The 17,287-nt window shown below is 37.5% G+C and carries 21 protein-coding genes; 3 read left to right on the top strand and 18 right to left on the bottom strand.

Features of this window, described 5'->3' with window-relative positions; all coding sequences use genetic code 11:
* Nucleotides 1–39: 39 nt before the first annotated feature.
* The gene (locus tag MHI34_RS12390; RefSeq protein WP_004228295.1) at nt 40–276 is read right to left on the bottom strand and encodes a NifU family protein; all 237 of its coding nucleotides are present in this window, start codon (nt 274–276) and stop codon (nt 40–42) included.
* Nucleotides 277–359: 83 nt separating this feature from the next.
* Here MHI34_RS12390 and MHI34_RS12385 point away from each other — a divergent pair, with 83 nt between their 5' ends.
* Entirely contained in the window at nt 360–695 is a 336-nt protein-coding gene (locus MHI34_RS12385; RefSeq protein WP_141905624.1) for a YuzD family protein, read from the top strand.
* A gap of 71 nt (nt 696–766) precedes the next feature.
* Here MHI34_RS12385 and MHI34_RS12380 read toward each other — a convergent pair whose 3' ends face one another.
* Entirely contained in the window at nt 767–1,831 is a 1,065-nt protein-coding gene (locus tag MHI34_RS12380; RefSeq protein ID WP_036119742.1) for an NAD(P)/FAD-dependent oxidoreductase, read from the bottom strand.
* A 269-nt stretch (nt 1,832–2,100) separates the two neighbouring features.
* Between MHI34_RS12380 and MHI34_RS12375 the strand changes: the two genes are divergently transcribed.
* Nucleotides 2,101–2,337 (top strand): YuzB family protein, encoded by a 237-nt coding sequence (locus MHI34_RS12375; protein WP_036119739.1) that lies wholly within the window; start codon nt 2,101–2,103, stop codon nt 2,335–2,337.
* 80 nt (nt 2,338–2,417) lie between these two features.
* Here MHI34_RS12375 and MHI34_RS12370 read toward each other — a convergent pair whose 3' ends face one another.
* Both MHI34_RS12370 and MHI34_RS12365 read right to left on the bottom strand, forming a co-directional pair.
* Nucleotides 2,418–3,170, bottom strand: coding sequence for a TIGR01457 family HAD-type hydrolase (locus MHI34_RS12370; protein ID WP_036119736.1), 753 nt, complete (start codon nt 3,168–3,170; stop codon nt 2,418–2,420).
* A complete protein-coding gene (locus MHI34_RS12365) occupies nt 3,167–3,625 on the bottom strand; it encodes a DUF86 domain-containing protein (RefSeq protein ID WP_036119733.1) in 459 nt (152 codons plus the stop codon). Before MHI34_RS12365 ends, MHI34_RS12370 begins: the two co-directional genes overlap by 4 nt.
* A gap of 88 nt (nt 3,626–3,713) precedes the next feature.
* Here MHI34_RS12365 and MHI34_RS12360 point away from each other — a divergent pair, with 88 nt between their 5' ends.
* Entirely contained in the window at nt 3,714–3,980 is a 267-nt protein-coding gene (locus MHI34_RS12360) for a DUF3055 domain-containing protein (protein ID WP_036119730.1), read from the top strand.
* Nucleotides 3,981–4,066: 86 nt separating this feature from the next.
* On the opposite strand, the gene MHI34_RS12355 is transcribed toward MHI34_RS12360, so the two are convergent.
* The 14 genes from MHI34_RS12355 to sufD all read right to left on the bottom strand — a co-directional run bounded on the left by MHI34_RS12355 (nt 4,067) and on the right by sufD (nt 17,278).
* Nucleotides 4,067–4,255 (bottom strand): hypothetical protein, encoded by a 189-nt coding sequence (locus MHI34_RS12355; RefSeq protein ID WP_170829885.1) that lies wholly within the window; start codon nt 4,253–4,255, stop codon nt 4,067–4,069.
* A gap of 57 nt (nt 4,256–4,312) precedes the next feature.
* Nucleotides 4,313–4,840, bottom strand: a complete 528-nt coding sequence (locus tag MHI34_RS12350; protein WP_342503497.1) for an HAD family hydrolase — start codon at nt 4,838–4,840, stop codon at nt 4,313–4,315.
* Between the two features lie 117 nt (nt 4,841–4,957).
* Complete coding sequence (locus MHI34_RS12345) at nt 4,958–5,305, bottom strand: YutD family protein (RefSeq protein ID WP_036119722.1); 348 nt, start codon at nt 5,303–5,305, stop codon at nt 4,958–4,960.
* A 33-nt stretch (nt 5,306–5,338) separates the two neighbouring features.
* Nucleotides 5,339–6,256, bottom strand: coding sequence for a lipoyl synthase (gene lipA, locus MHI34_RS12340; protein WP_036119719.1), 918 nt, complete (start codon nt 6,254–6,256; stop codon nt 5,339–5,341).
* A 106-nt stretch (nt 6,257–6,362) separates the two neighbouring features.
* Complete coding sequence (gene yunB / locus MHI34_RS12335; protein ID WP_051891599.1) at nt 6,363–7,160, bottom strand: sporulation protein YunB; 798 nt, start codon at nt 7,158–7,160, stop codon at nt 6,363–6,365.
* A 23-nt stretch (nt 7,161–7,183) separates the two neighbouring features.
* Complete coding sequence (locus MHI34_RS12330; protein WP_036119715.1) at nt 7,184–8,293, bottom strand: HD-GYP domain-containing protein; 1,110 nt, start codon at nt 8,291–8,293, stop codon at nt 7,184–7,186.
* Between the two features lie 33 nt (nt 8,294–8,326).
* On the bottom strand, nt 8,327–9,694 hold the full coding sequence (locus tag MHI34_RS12325) for a bifunctional UDP-sugar hydrolase/5'-nucleotidase (RefSeq protein WP_058844835.1): 1,368 nt from the start codon (nt 9,692–9,694) through the stop codon (nt 8,327–8,329).
* A gap of 20 nt (nt 9,695–9,714) precedes the next feature.
* Nucleotides 9,715–10,539: a sulfite exporter TauE/SafE family protein gene (locus MHI34_RS12320; RefSeq protein WP_058844834.1), complete on the bottom strand. Its 825-nt coding sequence runs from the start codon at nt 10,537–10,539 to the stop codon at nt 9,715–9,717.
* A complete protein-coding gene (locus MHI34_RS12315) occupies nt 10,539–11,396 on the bottom strand; it encodes a DUF72 domain-containing protein (protein ID WP_342503496.1) in 858 nt (285 codons plus the stop codon). Before MHI34_RS12315 ends, MHI34_RS12320 begins: the two co-directional genes overlap by 1 nt.
* Before the next feature lie 177 nt (nt 11,397–11,573).
* The gene (locus MHI34_RS12310) at nt 11,574–12,569 is read right to left on the bottom strand and encodes an ABC transporter substrate-binding protein (protein ID WP_340811977.1); all 996 of its coding nucleotides are present in this window, start codon (nt 12,567–12,569) and stop codon (nt 11,574–11,576) included.
* 258 nt (nt 12,570–12,827) lie between these two features.
* A complete protein-coding gene (gene sufB, locus MHI34_RS12305) occupies nt 12,828–14,225 on the bottom strand; it encodes a Fe-S cluster assembly protein SufB (protein ID WP_036119701.1) in 1,398 nt (465 codons plus the stop codon).
* A 101-nt stretch (nt 14,226–14,326) separates the two neighbouring features.
* Nucleotides 14,327–14,752 (bottom strand): Fe-S cluster assembly sulfur transfer protein SufU, encoded by a 426-nt coding sequence (gene sufU / locus MHI34_RS12300; protein WP_058844831.1) that lies wholly within the window; start codon nt 14,750–14,752, stop codon nt 14,327–14,329.
* A complete protein-coding gene (locus MHI34_RS12295) occupies nt 14,742–15,971 on the bottom strand; it encodes a cysteine desulfurase (protein ID WP_058844830.1) in 1,230 nt (409 codons plus the stop codon). The genes sufU and MHI34_RS12295 overlap by 11 nt, the downstream gene beginning before the upstream one ends.
* The gene (gene sufD, locus MHI34_RS12290; RefSeq protein ID WP_036119683.1) at nt 15,971–17,278 is read right to left on the bottom strand and encodes a Fe-S cluster assembly protein SufD; all 1,308 of its coding nucleotides are present in this window, start codon (nt 17,276–17,278) and stop codon (nt 15,971–15,973) included. Before sufD ends, MHI34_RS12295 begins: the two co-directional genes overlap by 1 nt.
* Between the last annotated feature and the right edge of the window lie 9 nt (nt 17,279–17,287).

Genomic DNA, 17,287 nt, shown 5'->3' with positions numbered 1-17,287 from the left:
GTTCTAGCTGTGCTGACAGCTAGAACTTTTTATGATAGCTTAGAATACTTGCTCTACTTCCACAATACCTGGTACTTCTTCTAGTAAAGCACGTTCAATACCAGCTTTTAATGTAATCGTAGAACTTGGGCAACTGCCACATGCACCTAATAAACGTAATTTAACAACGCCATCCTCAACATCTACTAATTCACAGTCTCCACCGTCACGTAGTAAGAATGGACGTAATTTATCTAATACCTCTTGTACTTGGTCGTTAATTGTTGCTTCTGCCATTTATCTCGACTCCTTTCCTTATAATGATTATAATGTTAGCAACAGAAAAAATCCAATATTGAATCACAAGGAGAGAAAATACTATGCCATCAACAAAACCGATGATTGAAATTTATGGAACAGCTGTTATCTGTGCTAGCTGTGTCAATGCTCCATCTTCAAAAGATACATATGAGTGGCTTCAAGCAGCCATCGACCGTAAGTACCCAGATCAAACCTACGATATTCGCTATATTGATATTGAAGGTCCAATTGAGAATGATCGCGACCAAGAGTATGCCAAACGTATTCAAGAAGATGAGTTTTTTTACCCTCTTGTCCTCATAAATAATGAAGTTGTTGGTGAAGGCTATGTGCAATTAAAGCCTGTATTTACAGCACTTGAAAATTTAGGCTTTGTTCCAGACGAAACTGTTTAAACAAAGCTAAGGGATTGCTTCAACATGATGTTAGAGCAATCCCTTTTCTCTCTATGAAAGACAGTAGCTAATTAATCATTTTGACGTTTGTAATACCATAATAATCCTGATTTCATTAAGCGCGCGATACGTCCAGTGACTGTTGTATCAGCTAAGTACACAAAGCCTTGTTTTTTACCAAGAGCCCCCATGAAGCCTTTTAATTTAATGTCCGGCATCTTCTCTGGTAAATGTTCACCTTTCCAACGCATACGAAGTACTTTTACGATTTGCTCCGCTTGTTCCTCAGCTAACTGTGCTGTTGGAGGTAAATCTGATGAAGCACAATCCCCTACAATATAGACATGTTCATCATCAAGTACATTAAAATACTGAGTGACAAGTGGACGGTCATGTTTATCTTTCTCAACATCCATATCACGAACGATTTTGACAGGCTGTACACCTGCAGTCCAAACGACAGCATCGAGTAAAATTTCATCTTCGTGATTGAAAATTTTACCTGGTTCTACTTTTGTAATATTGGAGTTGGCTATAACATCAACATTATGCTTAACAAACCAATCCTTTACATACTTACTTAGTTTTTCTGGAAAATCCTTAAGAATACGTTGACCACGGTCAAATAACTTTATTTTTAAATCTGATCGACTTTCACGTAGCTCACTTGCAAGCTCAATTCCACTCAAGCCAGCCCCTACAATTCCCACTGTAGACCCAGCAGGTAAACCACAAAGTGCTTGGAATGTTGCGCGCGATTGTCCCATCGTTTGAATGCTATATGTGTGCTCTTCCGCACCTGGTACACCATGATATTTATCTTCACAGCCAAGCCCAATGACTAAATCATCATATTCAATACGTTGCCCGTCTTCTAAAAGGACTACTTTTTCTGCACGATTAATTTCAACGACTTCTCCATATACAGCCGTTAAACGTTCATGCTCTGGGAAGCTTACACGAATTTCTTTATCTGTTGCAGTCCCTGCCGCCAATGCATAAAATTCTGTTTTTAAACTATGGAAAGGGGCTCTATCTACTATAACTACCTCTCTGTCTAATGGTAAGCTATTTAATAGACGAAGCATGACACGCATATTGCCGTAGCCGCCACCTAAAAGTACTAATTTACCCATAATAGTCTCCTTTTATATCTCTTTTAATAATTGTTCACAAAGTATCCACAAACGAGTATAACCGATTGTGAGAAGTTTCACAATATCAGAATGAAATTTTGTGAAAGATTTCACATAATAAATGAGAACTTGTTCATTTCGATTGATTTTAGAGCTATTAATAACGAATTCCCTTTATCTTTTATCAAAAAACGTTTCTTTTACCTTAAACATAAATAATTGACGAAAATCGTAAAACCGAGTAGCATTACTTTGGTGAGGTGACATGAATGAATCCAATGGTTGAATTTTGTATAAGTAATTTAGCAAATGGCTCTCAAGCAACTTATGAAGTACTCGAACGCGATCCAAACATCGACGTTTTGGAATATGGCTGCCTCAGTTATTGTACAAAGTGCTCGGAATCTTTTTATGCAATTGTAAATGGTGAATTAGTAGAAGCCGATTCTCCTGATGCATTAACGAAAGCCATTTATCAATTTATTGAAGAAAATCCATTATGGTAGTTTTCTAAAATGCCTATATGAAATAAATTTGAACAAATAAAAAGGATGTTATGCTAAAAATCAGCATAAACATCCTTTTATTATTTTAATACATCCACTACATATGTAGGTTGACATTCTTTTTCTAGTACAACCTTTGTAGGAGTAACGCCTGTATTCACATGAATGGTGTCACAGCCAAAATGAATACCACACATAATGTCCGTGTCATAGTTATCACCGATCATCACCATGTCTTCTTTAGCCATTCCATGTTCTGTAGCGATTACTTCCAGCATGGCTGGTGATGGTTTACCAATATAGATTGGTTCAACATCTGCAACCTCTCCTACTAAGCGAGCAAAAGAACCATTGCCTGGTAAAAAGCCGTACTCTGTCGGGAATTTAATATCTTGATTAGTCGCAATAAAGGTTGCCCCTTTTTGGACAAAAATCGTTGCTCTAGCAAGTGCCATATAATCAAGCGTACGATCAATACCCATAACAAATACTTCCGGCTCATCTTCAACAGGTTCAATATTTTCATTGAGTAATGCCTGACGTATTCCATCTGTGCCCATCATGGCTACTTTTTTGCCTGCGAAATGAAGTGCCACATATTTTGCTGTTACCAATGCACTTGAATAAATATGCTCTAATGGTGCGTTTACACCAATAGACATTAAAGCTTCCTGCAGTTGTTCTCGCGTCTTCGAAGAATTATTCGTTACATAAAATGGCTCAATTCCTGCTTGCTGTAAACGATGAATAAACGCAACCGCTGAAGGAATTCCTTCCTTCCCGCGATAGACAGTGCCATCTAAATCAAAGCAATAGGCTTTATATTGTTTCATTGATGGTCCTCTGGTAAAAAAGCTGAAACTGGCCCTAATTCATTTGTTAAATAATGGTGGACTGCTGGCGAGAATTGCTTTAAAGCCTCTAAATTGGCTGTTAGTACCTGAATAACCTCTGGGATATCTACATCTATAAACTCGCGTACAAGCATTTTACGCAAGCCAACAACTGCTTTATATGGTGCTTCCATTTCAGCAGCTACAACTTTTTCATCGACTAAAATATCGATGATATCCTCGTAGCTTCCTGGATCACGCATAATGAAACCGTCAATCATTAAATTGCCTACATCCATCATTGACTCCATAATGTTGTGTCCAATTCGCTCGATAGCTAATTTCTTTATATCATTTTGAAGCCAGTTATCATTATCCTCTGTCTCCAAAATAGTTAATAGCCCATCTAAGTACTGTAAATTTTTTGTGATTTTATTACGATCTACAAAATACACAAGGAAAGCCCCCATTCAAATCATTAAAAGTTGATAGTCTTTTCTCTTCTATAGTACCATAACTATAGGACTGGAAGGAGATTAAAAGATGGAACGTTTTTTTTTATATGATGATGTAGAAGATACAAAAACACGCTTTGTTAGTTTTGCTGGGAAAAAGCTACGTTATGATTTAGCTATTTTACAATCAGGCCGCTTCTTTGGGAAAGTGCTTGTCATGGATATTCAATTTGGTCGCTTTGCTATCATCGGCCCTGATGATATAGAAGAACCTGGTTACTTAGAACATGTGTACAATCGCACAGAGGAAGAAACGATAGAATTACGAGAATATTTACGTGAATTATTGAACTAACACCCTTTTTACTGGGTGTTTTTTTATAGGGCATAAAAAAATTCCGCGTTACCCTGTAGGCGATTGCGAAATCTTTTTACGTATTGTTATTTATTTAAAGTAGATGGATTATTTTTATTATGGGGCTTATTGTCTTTGTTTTCTTCATCATTTTGTTTTTTTGCTTGCTGATTTTGACCAATAACCGCTAAATCATCTACACTTATATCAAAACCATATCCGTATTCCTCACGATCTAATGGCTTTTTATCGCGCTTGTTCTTTGCCAATATCATCACCTCCACTCATAAATTATCCTTTTTTTAATGTTTTATACTTCTTTTTTACACTCATTAAGTCGTTGAATCCTCAATAATCCAATGTGCAGCACTTATTAAATCTGGGAAAACGGCATCTGCTAATGGATCTTGGTCTCCTAAAAATACACCCTTCGTTCCTGCTTGTTTGCCTGCAATTATATCCGTGTCCGTATCACCGACCATATAGGATTTAGATACATCAATGTTATATTTCCTCGCTAAATCCACAATTAATTTACTATTGGGCTTTCGGCAAGCACAGCCCGACCTAGGCTTATGTGGACAATAAACGACCTCATGGATAGTGGCGCCTTTTTTCTTGAGCTCCTTCACCATATACTCATGTATTTTCTGTAAGCTCGTTTCCTTCATAAAACCTAAACCGACACCACCTTGATTTGTCACAACAAACACATAATCAAAATGTTTATTTAACTTCTTGATCGCCTCAGGCACCTGTGGTAAAAAGTATAAATCCTTAGGCTTATTGACAAATTTCACACGACTCGTTAGTACCTCATTGATGACACCATCGCGATCTAAAAATACGGCTCTTTTCATATGCAACACACCTTTAATAAGCTGTTTTGTGCTTTAGTTTTCCCCCATTACTGCAAAAGAAAACAAGGACACAAGAAAAAACCTGATGCCTATCACATCAGGTTTCTCTTATCTTTTTTATTCCGCTAAAGGTTCTTGGTCTGTTGGCTTTGTTACTACACTTGTATCCAACACTTCGGGCTGTTTCATGACTTTGCCCGTTTTACGTAACACAAAATAAGCACAGCCAAAATTACAATACTCATATAGATAGTCTTGAAGCGTACTTATTTTCGTATCAAAAGTTGATTTTTGATTTTTATCATCAAAAAAACCCTTTAAACGTAATTGATTATAGCCCCAATCCCCTACAATATAATCGTATCTAGCTAAAATATCTGAATACCTTTCCTGAAAAACTTCCTCCTGAAAGGCTTCTCGATAATCCTTTATTAGTTCATATTCTAATCCTTCAATTATGATCAAAGTGACACCACCCTTTTCGTTCAGCCTTGACGTTTAGAGTTCTGCTTGTAATTGACGTTCTTTTGTTGCAGCATTTACTTGTTCATCTGCATGATAACTACTACGTACAAGTGGGCCTGCTTCACAATGTTTGAAGCCTTTTTCCATGGCAATCTTACGCAGTTTACCAAATTCAATTGGTGAATAATACTTTTTAACTGGTAAATGCTTTTTCGTTGGCTGTAAATATTGACCGATTGTCATAATGTCTACATTATTCGCACGTAAATCGTCCATTACTTCTAAAATTTCTTCGTGTGTTTCGCCTAAGCCAATCATTAACGAGGATTTCGTTGGAATTTCTGGCTGCATCTCTTTAGCCAAACGAAGGAACTCTAATGAGCGTTCGTATTTTGCACGAGCACGTACTCTTGGTGTTAAACGGCGTACCGTTTCAATATTATGGTTTAAAATATCTGGTTTCGAATCCATTAGCAGTTGAAGGTTTTCTTTTATACCACCTAAATCTGATGGCAGCACCTCAACAGATGTGAAAGGACTTTTACGGCGAATAGCACGAACTGTTTCGGCTAATACTTGCGCACCGCCATCCTTTAAATCGTCACGCGCTACCATTGTGATTACAACGTGCTTTAAATTCATAATTGCTACTGAATCTGCAACGCGCTCTGGTTCAGCCAAATCTAGTTCATTGGGTAACCCTGTTTTGACTGCACAGAAACGACAAGCACGTGTACAAACGGAACCAAGAATCATCATGGTAGCAGTACGTCTTTCTCCCCAGCATTCATGGATATTTGGACAGCGAGCTTCTTCACATACTGTATGCAGATTTTTCTCACGCATCAGCTTTTTAAGCCCTTTATATTCGTCGTTCGTGTTTAGTTTTATTTTTAGCCAGTCTGGTTTTCTTACATGTTCTTCTTTACTTGTAGGTTTACAAGATGTCATACGAATATCGCCCCTATCAAAAATATGCATTTTTTAATATTAACTATCTTCACTGTTGTCAATGTAACATATTAAAGGAGCTCCAACAACTATCACAATAACATTTCTACTTATAAGGGACAGGTATTTCGATGGAGGGTTGCGGTGCATCACTACTATTTGTATAAATGTTTGGAACAGGACCTCTCGTTAAGCCCATTGCTACAGGGATATCTTGTGCAACGGTTGAAGATTTACTAGCGAACGGGACAATAATCTGTACATTGACTTCTAAATGAATACCTACCTCCACATAAGCACTGTTGATCCCAAATTCCTGAATGGAGGACGTCACATTGCTATGAACATTTCCAATCACGTGGAAGCGTATCGGAATCTTTGGCCCTAAATTTCCGAGCAAAGGTATATTGGCCGCTTGACCAAGAGGTACAAAGAAGACAATACCATCACCTTCCTGAATTCTGTTAATATCATATTCAACATTATCTAATTCAGGTAAATGCGATAATTCTCCTTGTTCAGCTTGCTCTAAATACATTTTAACAAGCTCTAATGTCTCTGCTCGAACACGATTAATAATTTCTGTATTAAACTTAGTCGTCATCATTTCAGATGTACCGGGAGGAATATCTTGAATGATATCATTGACATCTAATACATTTGAGGTACGTGAATTAATGGCTTTGCTCACAACGTATGACGCAATCTTAGTGGTTTGTACCTCGGCATACTGCAAATAGGTTGGCATGAGCCGTTCGTTTAAATAATAAATAAATAATATAAGGCAAATAACCGTACTTACAATTAAAATTGTTAATCGATTAAGACGTATTCCCCTTTGATTATATGAGCGTAATTTCATCCTTTTTCGAGGGAAAAACAAAAAAATCTCCTCCTGTTCCATAACGTATGAACAGGGGGAGCAATTTATTCTACTTTTGCGGAAGCCACGTAATCGGTCTCAACACTTTCAATTGAAACACTAGGATAATCCACTAAATTGATTTCATATGTAGCTGCGAGCAATTGATTTTGCTCTTCAAAAATACGAATCCACGGTAATGCTGCATCCAATGTATTTTGTCTGGATACAATACCGCGTCGTCCATCCGATAATTTTAAAATAACGCCATTTGGATAGTGGACCACTGCCCTTTTTAACGCTTTTACAACACGAGCATCATAAAGAGTACCAGAGCCTGCTTCAACAATTGCTAACCCTTGTGAAGGTAGCATCTTTTCACGGTAAACACGATTGGTTGTAACTGCGTCAAAAACATCTGCCACGCCAATAATCTTGGCAAAAGGATGAATTTCAAAATCAACAAGCCCTCTTGGATAGCCGCTTCCGTCAATTCGCTCATGATGCTGAAAAGCACAATGTGCCACAAGTAATGAGATAGAATGTAGATTGCGCAATAAATCAAAACCATAACGAGCATGCATTTTCATTGTTTCAAACTCATCATTAGTGAGACGATCAGGCTTTGTTAATATATCTTTAGGTACCATGAGTTTACCAACATCATGCAGTAAAGCACCAATACCGATTAAGCGTAAATCCTCAGCCGAATAACCAAGCTCTTTGGCAATCGCAATGGAGTACAAGGTCACTTGGAAGGAGTGTTGATATAAATATTCATCAAATAAATAAGCATCTGTTAAAATAGTTAAAATTTCATCATTTCCAGTTACTGCAGAAAGTAGTTCATCTACAATTGAGACAATTGTCTTTGATTGCTGATCTAATATATAAGAGGCATTTACGGGATTACAACCATCAATGGATTGGAATGAATCCTTTATAGTTGTAATCACTTTATTTCGCATAGCAGGTGGAACGGTCTCTTCTACTTCTATACCTTCAGAAATATCATCGTTAATATATAGATAATGCATATTTAACTGTTGAAGTCGTTGAATAATCCGGTCATTAATAACAACATCTTTCTTTAAAAGTGGATGACCTGCCTCATTCCAAATGGTTCTACCTAATACCATTCCTTCTTTTAATACATCGATTGAAATTAATCGCATGATTTCTTCCCCAATCCATTCTTTAAACTCTCTCTATTGTTTAAAGAATCTTTGACCATAATCTATCATAATGTTTCGTAAAAATTCAGGTAAAATATATTGTTTCTTCGCATATTTAAAGCTTGGATAAAAATAACCAAATGTAAATAAATCTAACGTCACAAGTTTATAAATATGATCGTGATCCGCTAGCTTGCCATTAATCAATAATTGGCGATTGTCATTCATTGAAAATCCGTATGTCAACATTTTCCCAAAAATAACGCCTCTAAACCCTAAACCTTTTAATTCGATATAGGGCCACTCTTCATTTTTGGATTGCATATAAATTTCTTTCATTTCTGCAACGGATAATTCAATTGTACATAAATTAATAGGATGTGGAAAAATTCGATGCAAATCTAGCGCAGTTACAGTGCCCTTCGGTAAACCATCTAAAAAGATACCTGCATTGAACAATGCACAGTCGGCACCGCTTTTTTCCAAAATGGCATGTGCAAATAAATCTGATAGCTGTGAGTAATGGAACCATTCCTTGTTATAGGATTTATTTGTTGTAAAGACTGGTGTATCCAGTATTCTGTTACCTTCATCCTCCCAAAACTGTACCATTTTCTGTTCATTATTAACAATTGGCAAATCCTTATTATGAATTAAAGTATCCTCTTTTTCAACAATTTTCCTCATTTTTTTATCATATTCTATGACAAGATGACCTGTATATTGGCCAAATTTCCCTCCACCTGTCAGTAAAACACCATTGATATGTTTGCCAGTTGGCAAGACATGATGTGTATGGGACCCGAATATCACATCAATTTCGGGACATTCTTCCGCTAAGAGCTCATCCTCTGTAATGCCTAAATGTGACAAGCACACAACAATGTCAACCTCTTTACGTAGTTGATGTGCTAGACGTAGCAATGTACTGCGGGCATCATCCATATGCCAATTTAATTCTTGATAATACACTTCAAACATGGCTGTAGCAGCAATTACACCTATTTTTGTACCTGTTTCTGTTGTTAAAATAACATAGGGCTTCATCCAAGATGGCTTTTCCCCTTGAGAGGCATAGACATTCGCCACCACAACTTCAAAATTGGCATCATCATATAAATGGAAGAGCTCTTCATGTGACAATGTAATGCCTTCGTTGTTACCGATTGTCACTACATCATAACCTGCCTCATTAAGTAATTGTACATTGCCTCTCCCAACCGTCGCCTCTGTATAAATATTAGAACGGTCTAAGTGATCTCCAACATCAAATAAATAGCTTGTTTCCCCTATTGCCGCTAGATTGTTACGCATCTCTTTCACATAGCTTTGCATACGTGGCCAATACTTAAAATGACTATGCAAATCATTTGTGTGAAAAATATGGATTTTTTCAAGCATTAAAGCCACCTCATTTCAAATTAAGCTAATATGCCTTCTATAATGGAACGAATTCCTAATAATAATAAAATAATCCTTAGGGCGAGTACAAGCGTATCTGATTTAATTCTTTTATTTAATGCCGCCCCCAATTTTGCCCCAATATAGGCCCCTGGAATAACAGGGATTGTATAGAGCCACGGCACATGTCCGAAGTAAATATGGCTTGAGGAATTTACAATGGACGTTAAAAACACCATAAACATCGATGTTGCCACTGCGACATGTGGTGGAAATAAAAACAAAATAATCATTGCTGGTACAATCATCGAGCCACCACCAATGCCGAACAGCCCAGAAGCAAAGCCAATACCAAATGTTAATATAAAGGCAAACCAAATAGGATAGCCATATATAAAGGTATTGCCCTCAGAGTCTGTAAATTCTTGTTGCGTACCATTTTTCACAAACCATTTTACTGGCTTCAACTTGTCACGGACAAGCAAAATGATTGATAAAATAATAAGCAGAATACCAAAATATAAATTGAAGGATGGTAAGTCTAATCCTTTATTGACCCAAGCTCCAAGAATCGTTCCTGGAATACTTCCAAGAAAAAATATAAAGCCACTTTTATAATCCACCGTTTTGGATTTCATATAGCTTAATGTGGAGGCTAGCCCTGTAAAGATCATCATAACAACTGATAAACCCACTACTTTTTGAGGCGTAATATCTGGAATCATTCCTAGATTTAAACCAATATATAAGGTTGCTGGTACTAAAACGATACCACCACCTAGCCCAACCAATGAGCCAATTAGACCCGCCAATAGTGCAATGATAACTAATAAAATAAATTCCATTATAGTTCCCCTTCAAACATGTTTAATTGTTTAGGCGCTAGTCCAACATCTTTAATATCCAACATGTCTTGTAGCTCCTTTGCATTTTTCGCTGCATGATTACCTGAATTATTATTAAATAATACGAAGAGTTCATTGACCTCTTTTTCAAGCTTTTGCATGCTATGCCCAAGCTGTTGTAATTCTTCTTTATTATAATCATATAAAAAGCGAACTTTACGCCAATTTTCAGCATTCCCTGTGTTGCGCCATCCATGGATATTGCGCCCATGGATACGGATAAGTGCTTTACTCGCCGTCACTACAGGATAGAAGGGGACTGAACCTACACCAGCCTGTGGTTCATCACAAATCGTATGAATAAATTGATGTTCACGTAAAAAATCCATCGTCTGCTGTACGACATTTTCTGCATACCATGTTTGATTTCGAAACTCAATAGCTACTTCAAAATCCTTGAGCTGCTTCCGTATATACAATAAATATTGTACATTTTTTGCCTGGCAATCAAACCACGGTGGAAATTGTGCTAATACCATTGCTAGCTTTCCATAACGTTTAAATTCATTCGCACATTCGATAAAAGCATTGAACATATCATTTTTTGTTTCAAAAGGTATATCACCACGCAAATGGCCAGTCATACCTTGGTAGGCCTTTACAACAAAACGAAAATTTTCGGGTGTATCCTCACACCATTTACGAACATGCTCCTTGGACGGGATGGCGTAAAAAGACGTATCGACTTCGACCGTTAAAAAATGACCTGTATAATCAAATAATTTATCTTTTGAGGTAGTCACTCCACTAGAAAGTGAAGGGTGATCGCCCCAACCAGTTAATCCAACTACAATCATGTGACACCCTCCTCTATGTACATAATCATAGCACACAGTATGATACTAGAAATAAACATCATGTAAAAAATATCGCATTCTTTTGTACATTCAAAATGAAGATTTGTCTCTTATATGCAAAAGAAAAAGCATGAGTCCATATACCCTTGAACTCATGCTACTTAATTCGGCTACCTATTATTTCACAAGATTTTGTTGGATAGCCTCTAAAAACTTAATTCGGCTATAAGCTGGGCCACCTTCCATTAATGGATCAAGTACATTGACAAACACTTGGTCATTTTTAAAGGCATTAATATTTTGGATGATTGGATTGTTTTTAAAGTCTTCTAAAGCATTTGGTGCATCCGCATTTTCATCTGTTGAAAACTGTACAAATAAATAATCAGGGTTCATATCTGCCAGTTGTTCCACAGAAATGGCTTCTTGTGCTTTTGCTTTCGCAACTTCATCAGGCACTGCTAAACCGAGTTCTCCATAAAGAACAGCATTTAAAAATACTTCTTTTGGATAAACATAAGCCTGTCCACCACGAATACGAACAGCAGCTACTTTTTTATCTTGTAGTTTCTCAGTTAACGTCGTTTTAGCAGCTTCAATATCTGCCTTATATGTAGCTAAGATTTTCTCTGCATCTGCTTGCTTACCTGTTAATTCAGCTAATAAGTTTAAATTAGACTCCCAGTTCGTCGATATATGTGACACTAAAATAGTAGGAGCGATTTTCTCTAATTTACTTTGTACTTCTTCTGGGAACTTTGTTGAACCTAAAATGACATCAGGATCTAATTCTAATATTTTTTCAAAATTTGGTTTGATTTTCTCACCAATTGATTCTGCTTTGTCTGTTACAGAAGCATATAGCTCAGGGAATTTGCCACCAATAGCAATAGCTCCTACTGGATGAACATCAAGAACAACCATATCCTCCATCGCTTCCATAGCACCTGTTACCACAATTCTTTCGACCTTTTCTGGTACTTCATAGCTTTCACCAAGATATTCAATTGTTCTCGTACCATCTTCATTTGTAGATTCATCTTTTGTTTGCGTTGCTTCTTCTTTTGGCGTATCTGTGGATGTTTCCTCTTCCGTAGTCTTTTTCTCACCACATGCAGCTAGGATCAGCATAAATAATGCGATGACACTAATAAATAGAAACTTCTTTTTCATTGACAATAATCTCCTTTAAATTGTTATCGTTATGACAAATAGCTATGTCATCTGGCATATTGAAGCATTGAACATGAAATTATTTTATCAGCTCCTACTTTTCAATTGATATTGATTCTCATTATCATTTTAGTATGTATTCATCCAAAAATCCAGTATTATTTTAATATATTACAAAAATCCATTTTCGATCTGATATATCAGATCATAAAAAACCCCTAGTCACAAGTTTTACTGTGACTAGGGGTGGTAAGTTAATTACCCGATAGAACCTTCCATCTCGAATTTAATCAGACGGTTCATTTCTACTGCGTATTCCATTGGTAGTTCTTTTGTGAATGGCTCGATGAAGCCCATTACAATCATTTCTGTCGCTTCTTCTTCAGAAATTCCGCGAGACATTAAGTAGAATAATTGCTCTTCAGATACTTTTGAAACTTTTGCTTCATGCTCTAAAGAAACATTATCATTTAAGATCTCGTTGTACGGAATTGTATCAGAAGTCGATTGATTGTCCATGATCAGTGTGTCACATTCGATGTTCGCACGTGCACCACTAGCTTTAGGACCAAAACGAACTTGTCCCATATAAGTTACCTTACCACCTTGTTTAGCAATCGATTTCGATACGATTGTTGAAGATGTGTTTGGTGCCATATGGATCATTTTTGCGCCAGCATGTTGGTGCTGTCCTTTACCTGCTAATGCAATGGATAATGTCATACCACGAGCACCTTCACCTTTCAGGATACATGCTGGGTATTTCATTGTTAACTTAGAACCGATGTTACCATCAATCCATTCCATTGTACCGTTTTCTTCAACAACTGTACGTTTCGTTACAAGATTGTAAACGTTATTCGCCCAGTTTTGAATCGTTGTATAACGGCAATAAGCATCTTTACGTACAACAATTTCTACAACTGCAGAGTGTAAAGAGTTTGTTGTATAAACAGGTGCTGTACAACCTTCAACATAATGTACGTGTGCACCCTCGTCCACGATAATTAATGTACGTTCGAATTGACCCATGTTTTCAGAGTTAATACGGAAGTAAGCTTGTAATGGTGTTTCTACTTTTACACCTGGTGGTACATAGATAAATGATCCACCTGACCATACAGCTGAGTTTAATGCAGCAAATTTATTGTCCGTGTAAGGAATTACTTTGCCCCAATATTGTTTGAAAATATCTTCGTTTTCACGTAAAGCTGAGTCAGTATCTTTGAACACAATACCAAGATCTTCAAGGTCTTTTTTCATGTTGTGATAAACTACCTCAGACTCATATTGTGCTGATACACCAGCAAGATATTTTTGTTCTGCTTCTGGAATACCTAATTTATCAAATGTAGCTTTGATTTCATCAGGTACTTCATCCCATGATCGTTGTGTAGCTTCTGATGGTTTTACGTAGTACGTAATTTCATCAAAATCTAAATCTCCAAGATCGCCACCCCATTGTGGCATTGGTTTTGTATAAAATGTTTCAAGTGCTTTTAAGCGGTACTCAAGCATCCACTCTGGCTCTTGTTTCATATTTGAAATTTCACGGACGATTTCTTCAGTTAAACCACGTTTTGAACGGAAAATTGATACGTCCTTGTCATGGAATCCGTATTTGTAATCGCCGATATCAGGCATTTTTTTAGCCATCGTTTCTCCTCCGTTCACTGAGATGTATTTTCTCCAGGTATTCAACCCTTGTCTTGGATGAAAGCCATGTCGCTTTCATCCAAGCAACAAGGATGTAAGATTTATTTCACGCCTTTTTCCATTGCTTTCCAAGCTAATGTCGCACATTTAATTCGTGCAGGAAATTGTGAAACACCTTGCAGTGCTTCTACATCCTCAAGGTCGTATTTATCGCTATACTCTTCCCCCATCATCATCTTAGAAAAAATATCTGAAAGCTCTATTGCTTCTTCAACCTTTTTCCCTTTGATGAGCTGTGTCATCATCGATGCAGAGGACATGGAAATAGAGCAGCCTTCGCCGTCAAATTTTGCATCCTCTACGATACCGTCAGTCACTTTTAATGTTAAGTGAATGCGGTCGCCACATGTTGGATTGTTCATATCAATCGTTACAGCATCCTCTTGTAAAGATCCTTTATTACGAGGATTTTTATAGTGATCCATAATGACTGAACGATATAGTTGATCTAAATTATTAAAAGACATCTCCAAAATACTCCTTCGCAGAACGTAACCCTGCAACTAAACGGTCAATATCCTCTTCTGTATTGTACAGATAGAAGCTTGCACGCGCTGTTGCTACTTGCTGAAGACATTTCATTAGTGGCTGTGCACAATGATGTCCTGCACGAACAGCAATCCCATTCATGTCAAGCACCGTTGCAACATCATGTGGATGTACATCATCTAAGTTAAATGTCACCAATCCACAACGCTTCATTGGATCACGTGGACCGAAAATTTTCAAACCGTCAATTGTCTCAAGCTGATCCATTGCGTAGCCTACAAGCTTATGCTCATGTGCTGCAATATTATCTAGCCCAATGTCAGTTAAGAAATCAATAGCGGCACCTAAACCTATTGCACCTGCAATAATAGGCGTTCCACCTTCAAATTTCCACGGTAATTCCTTCCACGTTGAATCATAAAGCCCGACAAAATCAATCATTTCGCCACCAAACTCAATTGGCTCCATCTTTTCAAGGTGTTCCTTTTTACCATATAGTACACCTATTCCAGTTGGTCCGCACATTTTATGCCCTGAGAATCCGAGGAAATCCACATCCAAATCTTGCACATCGATTTTCATATGTGGGGCAGCTTGTGCACCATCGGCTACCATAACCGCACCATTAGCATGTGCAATTTGAGCAATTTCTTTAATTGGATTTATTGTTCCAAGGACGTTTGACGCCATAGAAACAGAAACGATTTTCGTTTTAGGTGTGACTGTTGCACGAACTTTCTCCAGACTAATAGTACCATCTGCTTCTAGCTCAATGTATTTCAATGTTGCATTTTTCTCTTTAGCCAGCTGTTGCCAAGGAATAATATTGGAGTGGTGCTCCATATGGGTAATAACAATTTCATCACCCTCCACGACATTAGCACGCCCATAACTTGACGCCACCGTATTTAAAGCCGTTGTTGTGCCACGTGTAAATATAATTTCCTGCGTTGATTGTGCATTGATAAACTTACGAACTTTTTCACGTGCACCTTCATATTTATCTGTTGCACGATTTCCTAATGTATGCACGCCACGGTGAACATTAGAATTATCAAATTCATAATATGCTTTAATAGCTTCAATCACTTGAACAGGTTTTTGAGACGTTGCAGCACTATCAAGATAAACAAGTCTATGACCGTTGACATCCTGATTTAAAATTGGGAAATAGCTTTTAATGTCTTTATTCATCATTAGCGAACTTTCCTTTCAATAACCTCCGTCAGTTGCTTTTGAACGCCCTCAATTGGTAATTGCGTAACAACTGGCGCAAGGAATCCATGGATAACAAGGCGCTCTGCCTCTGCTTTTGAGATACCACGGCTCATTAAATAATAAAGCTGTAATGGATCTACTCGACCAACAGACGCTGCGTGTCCTGCTGTTACATCATCTTCATCAATTAATAAAATTGGGTTTGCATCCCCACGAGCTTTTTCTGACAGCATTAATACACGTGATTCTTGTTGTGCATCTGCTTTTGTCGCACCATGCTCGATATAGCCAATACCGTTAAAGATTGATTGAGCTGCATCTTTCATTACACCATGCTTTAAGATATGCCCGTTAGAGTTTTTACCCCAGTGACGAACCTCCGTAGTGAAGTTAAGTTTTTGTTCTCCACGACCAACTACTACTGTTTTTGTATCTGCATGAGAACCGTCACCAATTAAATGTGTAATGTTTTCAGAGATTGTATCTGAGTCATTCATCAAACCAAGAGCCCAGTCAACTTTTGCATCACGTGCTAATCGTGCACGACGATTTACGTATGTCGTAAAGCCTTTTGCAAGTACATCTACTGCACCATATGTTACTTGTGCATTATCTTGGACAACGACTTCAGCAATAATATTTGCTTGACCTTTTGCCTCTTCAATTGTTGAAATATATGTTTCTACATAAGTTACAGCAGAATTAGCTTCCGCTACTACTAAAACGTGGTTGTATAATGAAGCTTCTGCATTGTCGTTTAGGAAAACAACTTGAAGTGGTTGCTCAATGATTACGTTCTTTGGTACGTATACAAACACACCACCATTAACAAGCGCTGTATGAAGTGCTGTTAACTTATGCTCCTCCACTTTAACAGCTTCTGTCATAAAGTATTTTTGAACAAGTTCACCATGTTCACGGACTGCTGTGAAAATATCAGTAAAAATAACACCTTTATCAATAAGTTCTTGCGATGTCTTAATGTACGCTGGTGTATTATTACGTTGGATATATAGGTTTTCTTGTGATTCAAGGTCAATTAACCCTTTTGCTTCTTCAGGTAGAGCATCCAATGAAGAGAATGCCTCACTATGAACCGCCAATTGCGGGAATTCCATGAAATCCCATTTTGTAATATTCGTTCTATCTGGTTTTGGCAAATCTAAACCAGTTACTTTGTCTAGTGCTGCCGCGCGAAGTTCTGTAAACCAAGTTGGTTCACCATTTGCTTCTGAGAACGAGCGCACGTCCTGTACTGTTACAGGCAAGTTAAGTTCCACTGTCATGCTAGTTCG

Source organism: Lysinibacillus sp. FSL L8-0126 (assembly GCF_038630385.1).
GTDB classification, from domain to species: domain Bacteria; phylum Bacillota; class Bacilli; order Bacillales_A; family Planococcaceae; genus Lysinibacillus; species Lysinibacillus fusiformis_D.
This window is presented reverse-complemented; position numbering and strand designations above follow the sequence as displayed.

Excerpts from the sequence above, each read along its gene's own strand:
- MHI34_RS12390 (WP_004228295.1), bottom strand. The coding sequence starts at position 276 with ATGGCAGAAGCAACAATTAACGACCAAGTACAAGAGGTATTAGATAAA.
- MHI34_RS12385 (WP_141905624.1), top strand. The coding sequence starts at position 360 with ATGCCATCAACAAAACCGATGATTGAAATTTATGGAACAGCTGTTATC.
- MHI34_RS12380 (WP_036119742.1), bottom strand. The coding sequence starts at position 1,831 with ATGGGTAAATTAGTACTTTTAGGTGGCGGCTACGGCAATATGCGTGTC.
- MHI34_RS12375 (WP_036119739.1), top strand. The coding sequence starts at position 2,101 with ATGAATCCAATGGTTGAATTTTGTATAAGTAATTTAGCAAATGGCTCT.
- MHI34_RS12370 (WP_036119736.1), bottom strand. The coding sequence starts at position 3,170 with ATGAAACAATATAAAGCCTATTGCTTTGATTTAGATGGCACTGTCTAT.
- MHI34_RS12360 (WP_036119730.1), top strand. The coding sequence starts at position 3,714 with ATGGAACGTTTTTTTTTATATGATGATGTAGAAGATACAAAAACACGC.
- MHI34_RS12355 (WP_170829885.1), bottom strand. The coding sequence starts at position 4,255 with ATGATATTGGCAAAGAACAAGCGCGATAAAAAGCCATTAGATCGTGAG.
- MHI34_RS12350 (WP_342503497.1), bottom strand. The coding sequence starts at position 4,840 with ATGAAAAGAGCCGTATTTTTAGATCGCGATGGTGTCATCAATGAGGTA.
- lipA (WP_036119719.1), bottom strand. The coding sequence starts at position 6,256 with ATGACATCTTGTAAACCTACAAGTAAAGAAGAACATGTAAGAAAACCA.
- yunB (WP_051891599.1), bottom strand. The coding sequence starts at position 7,160 with ATGGAACAGGAGGAGATTTTTTTGTTTTTCCCTCGAAAAAGGATGAAA.
- MHI34_RS12330 (WP_036119715.1), bottom strand. The coding sequence starts at position 8,293 with ATGCGATTAATTTCAATCGATGTATTAAAAGAAGGAATGGTATTAGGT.
- MHI34_RS12325 (WP_058844835.1), bottom strand. The coding sequence starts at position 9,694 with ATGCTTGAAAAAATCCATATTTTTCACACAAATGATTTGCATAGTCAT.
- MHI34_RS12320 (WP_058844834.1), bottom strand. The coding sequence starts at position 10,539 with ATGGAATTTATTTTATTAGTTATCATTGCACTATTGGCGGGTCTAATT.
- MHI34_RS12315 (WP_342503496.1), bottom strand. The coding sequence starts at position 11,396 with ATGATTGTAGTTGGATTAACTGGTTGGGGCGATCACCCTTCACTTTCT.
- MHI34_RS12310 (WP_340811977.1), bottom strand. The coding sequence starts at position 12,569 with ATGAAAAAGAAGTTTCTATTTATTAGTGTCATCGCATTATTTATGCTG.
- sufB (WP_036119701.1), bottom strand. The coding sequence starts at position 14,225 with ATGGCTAAAAAAATGCCTGATATCGGCGATTACAAATACGGATTCCAT.
- sufU (WP_058844831.1), bottom strand. The coding sequence starts at position 14,752 with ATGTCTTTTAATAATTTAGATCAACTATATCGTTCAGTCATTATGGAT.
- MHI34_RS12295 (WP_058844830.1), bottom strand. The coding sequence starts at position 15,971 with ATGATGAATAAAGACATTAAAAGCTATTTCCCAATTTTAAATCAGGAT.
- sufD (WP_036119683.1), bottom strand. The coding sequence starts at position 17,278 with ATGACAGTGGAACTTAACTTGCCTGTAACAGTACAGGACGTGCGCTCG.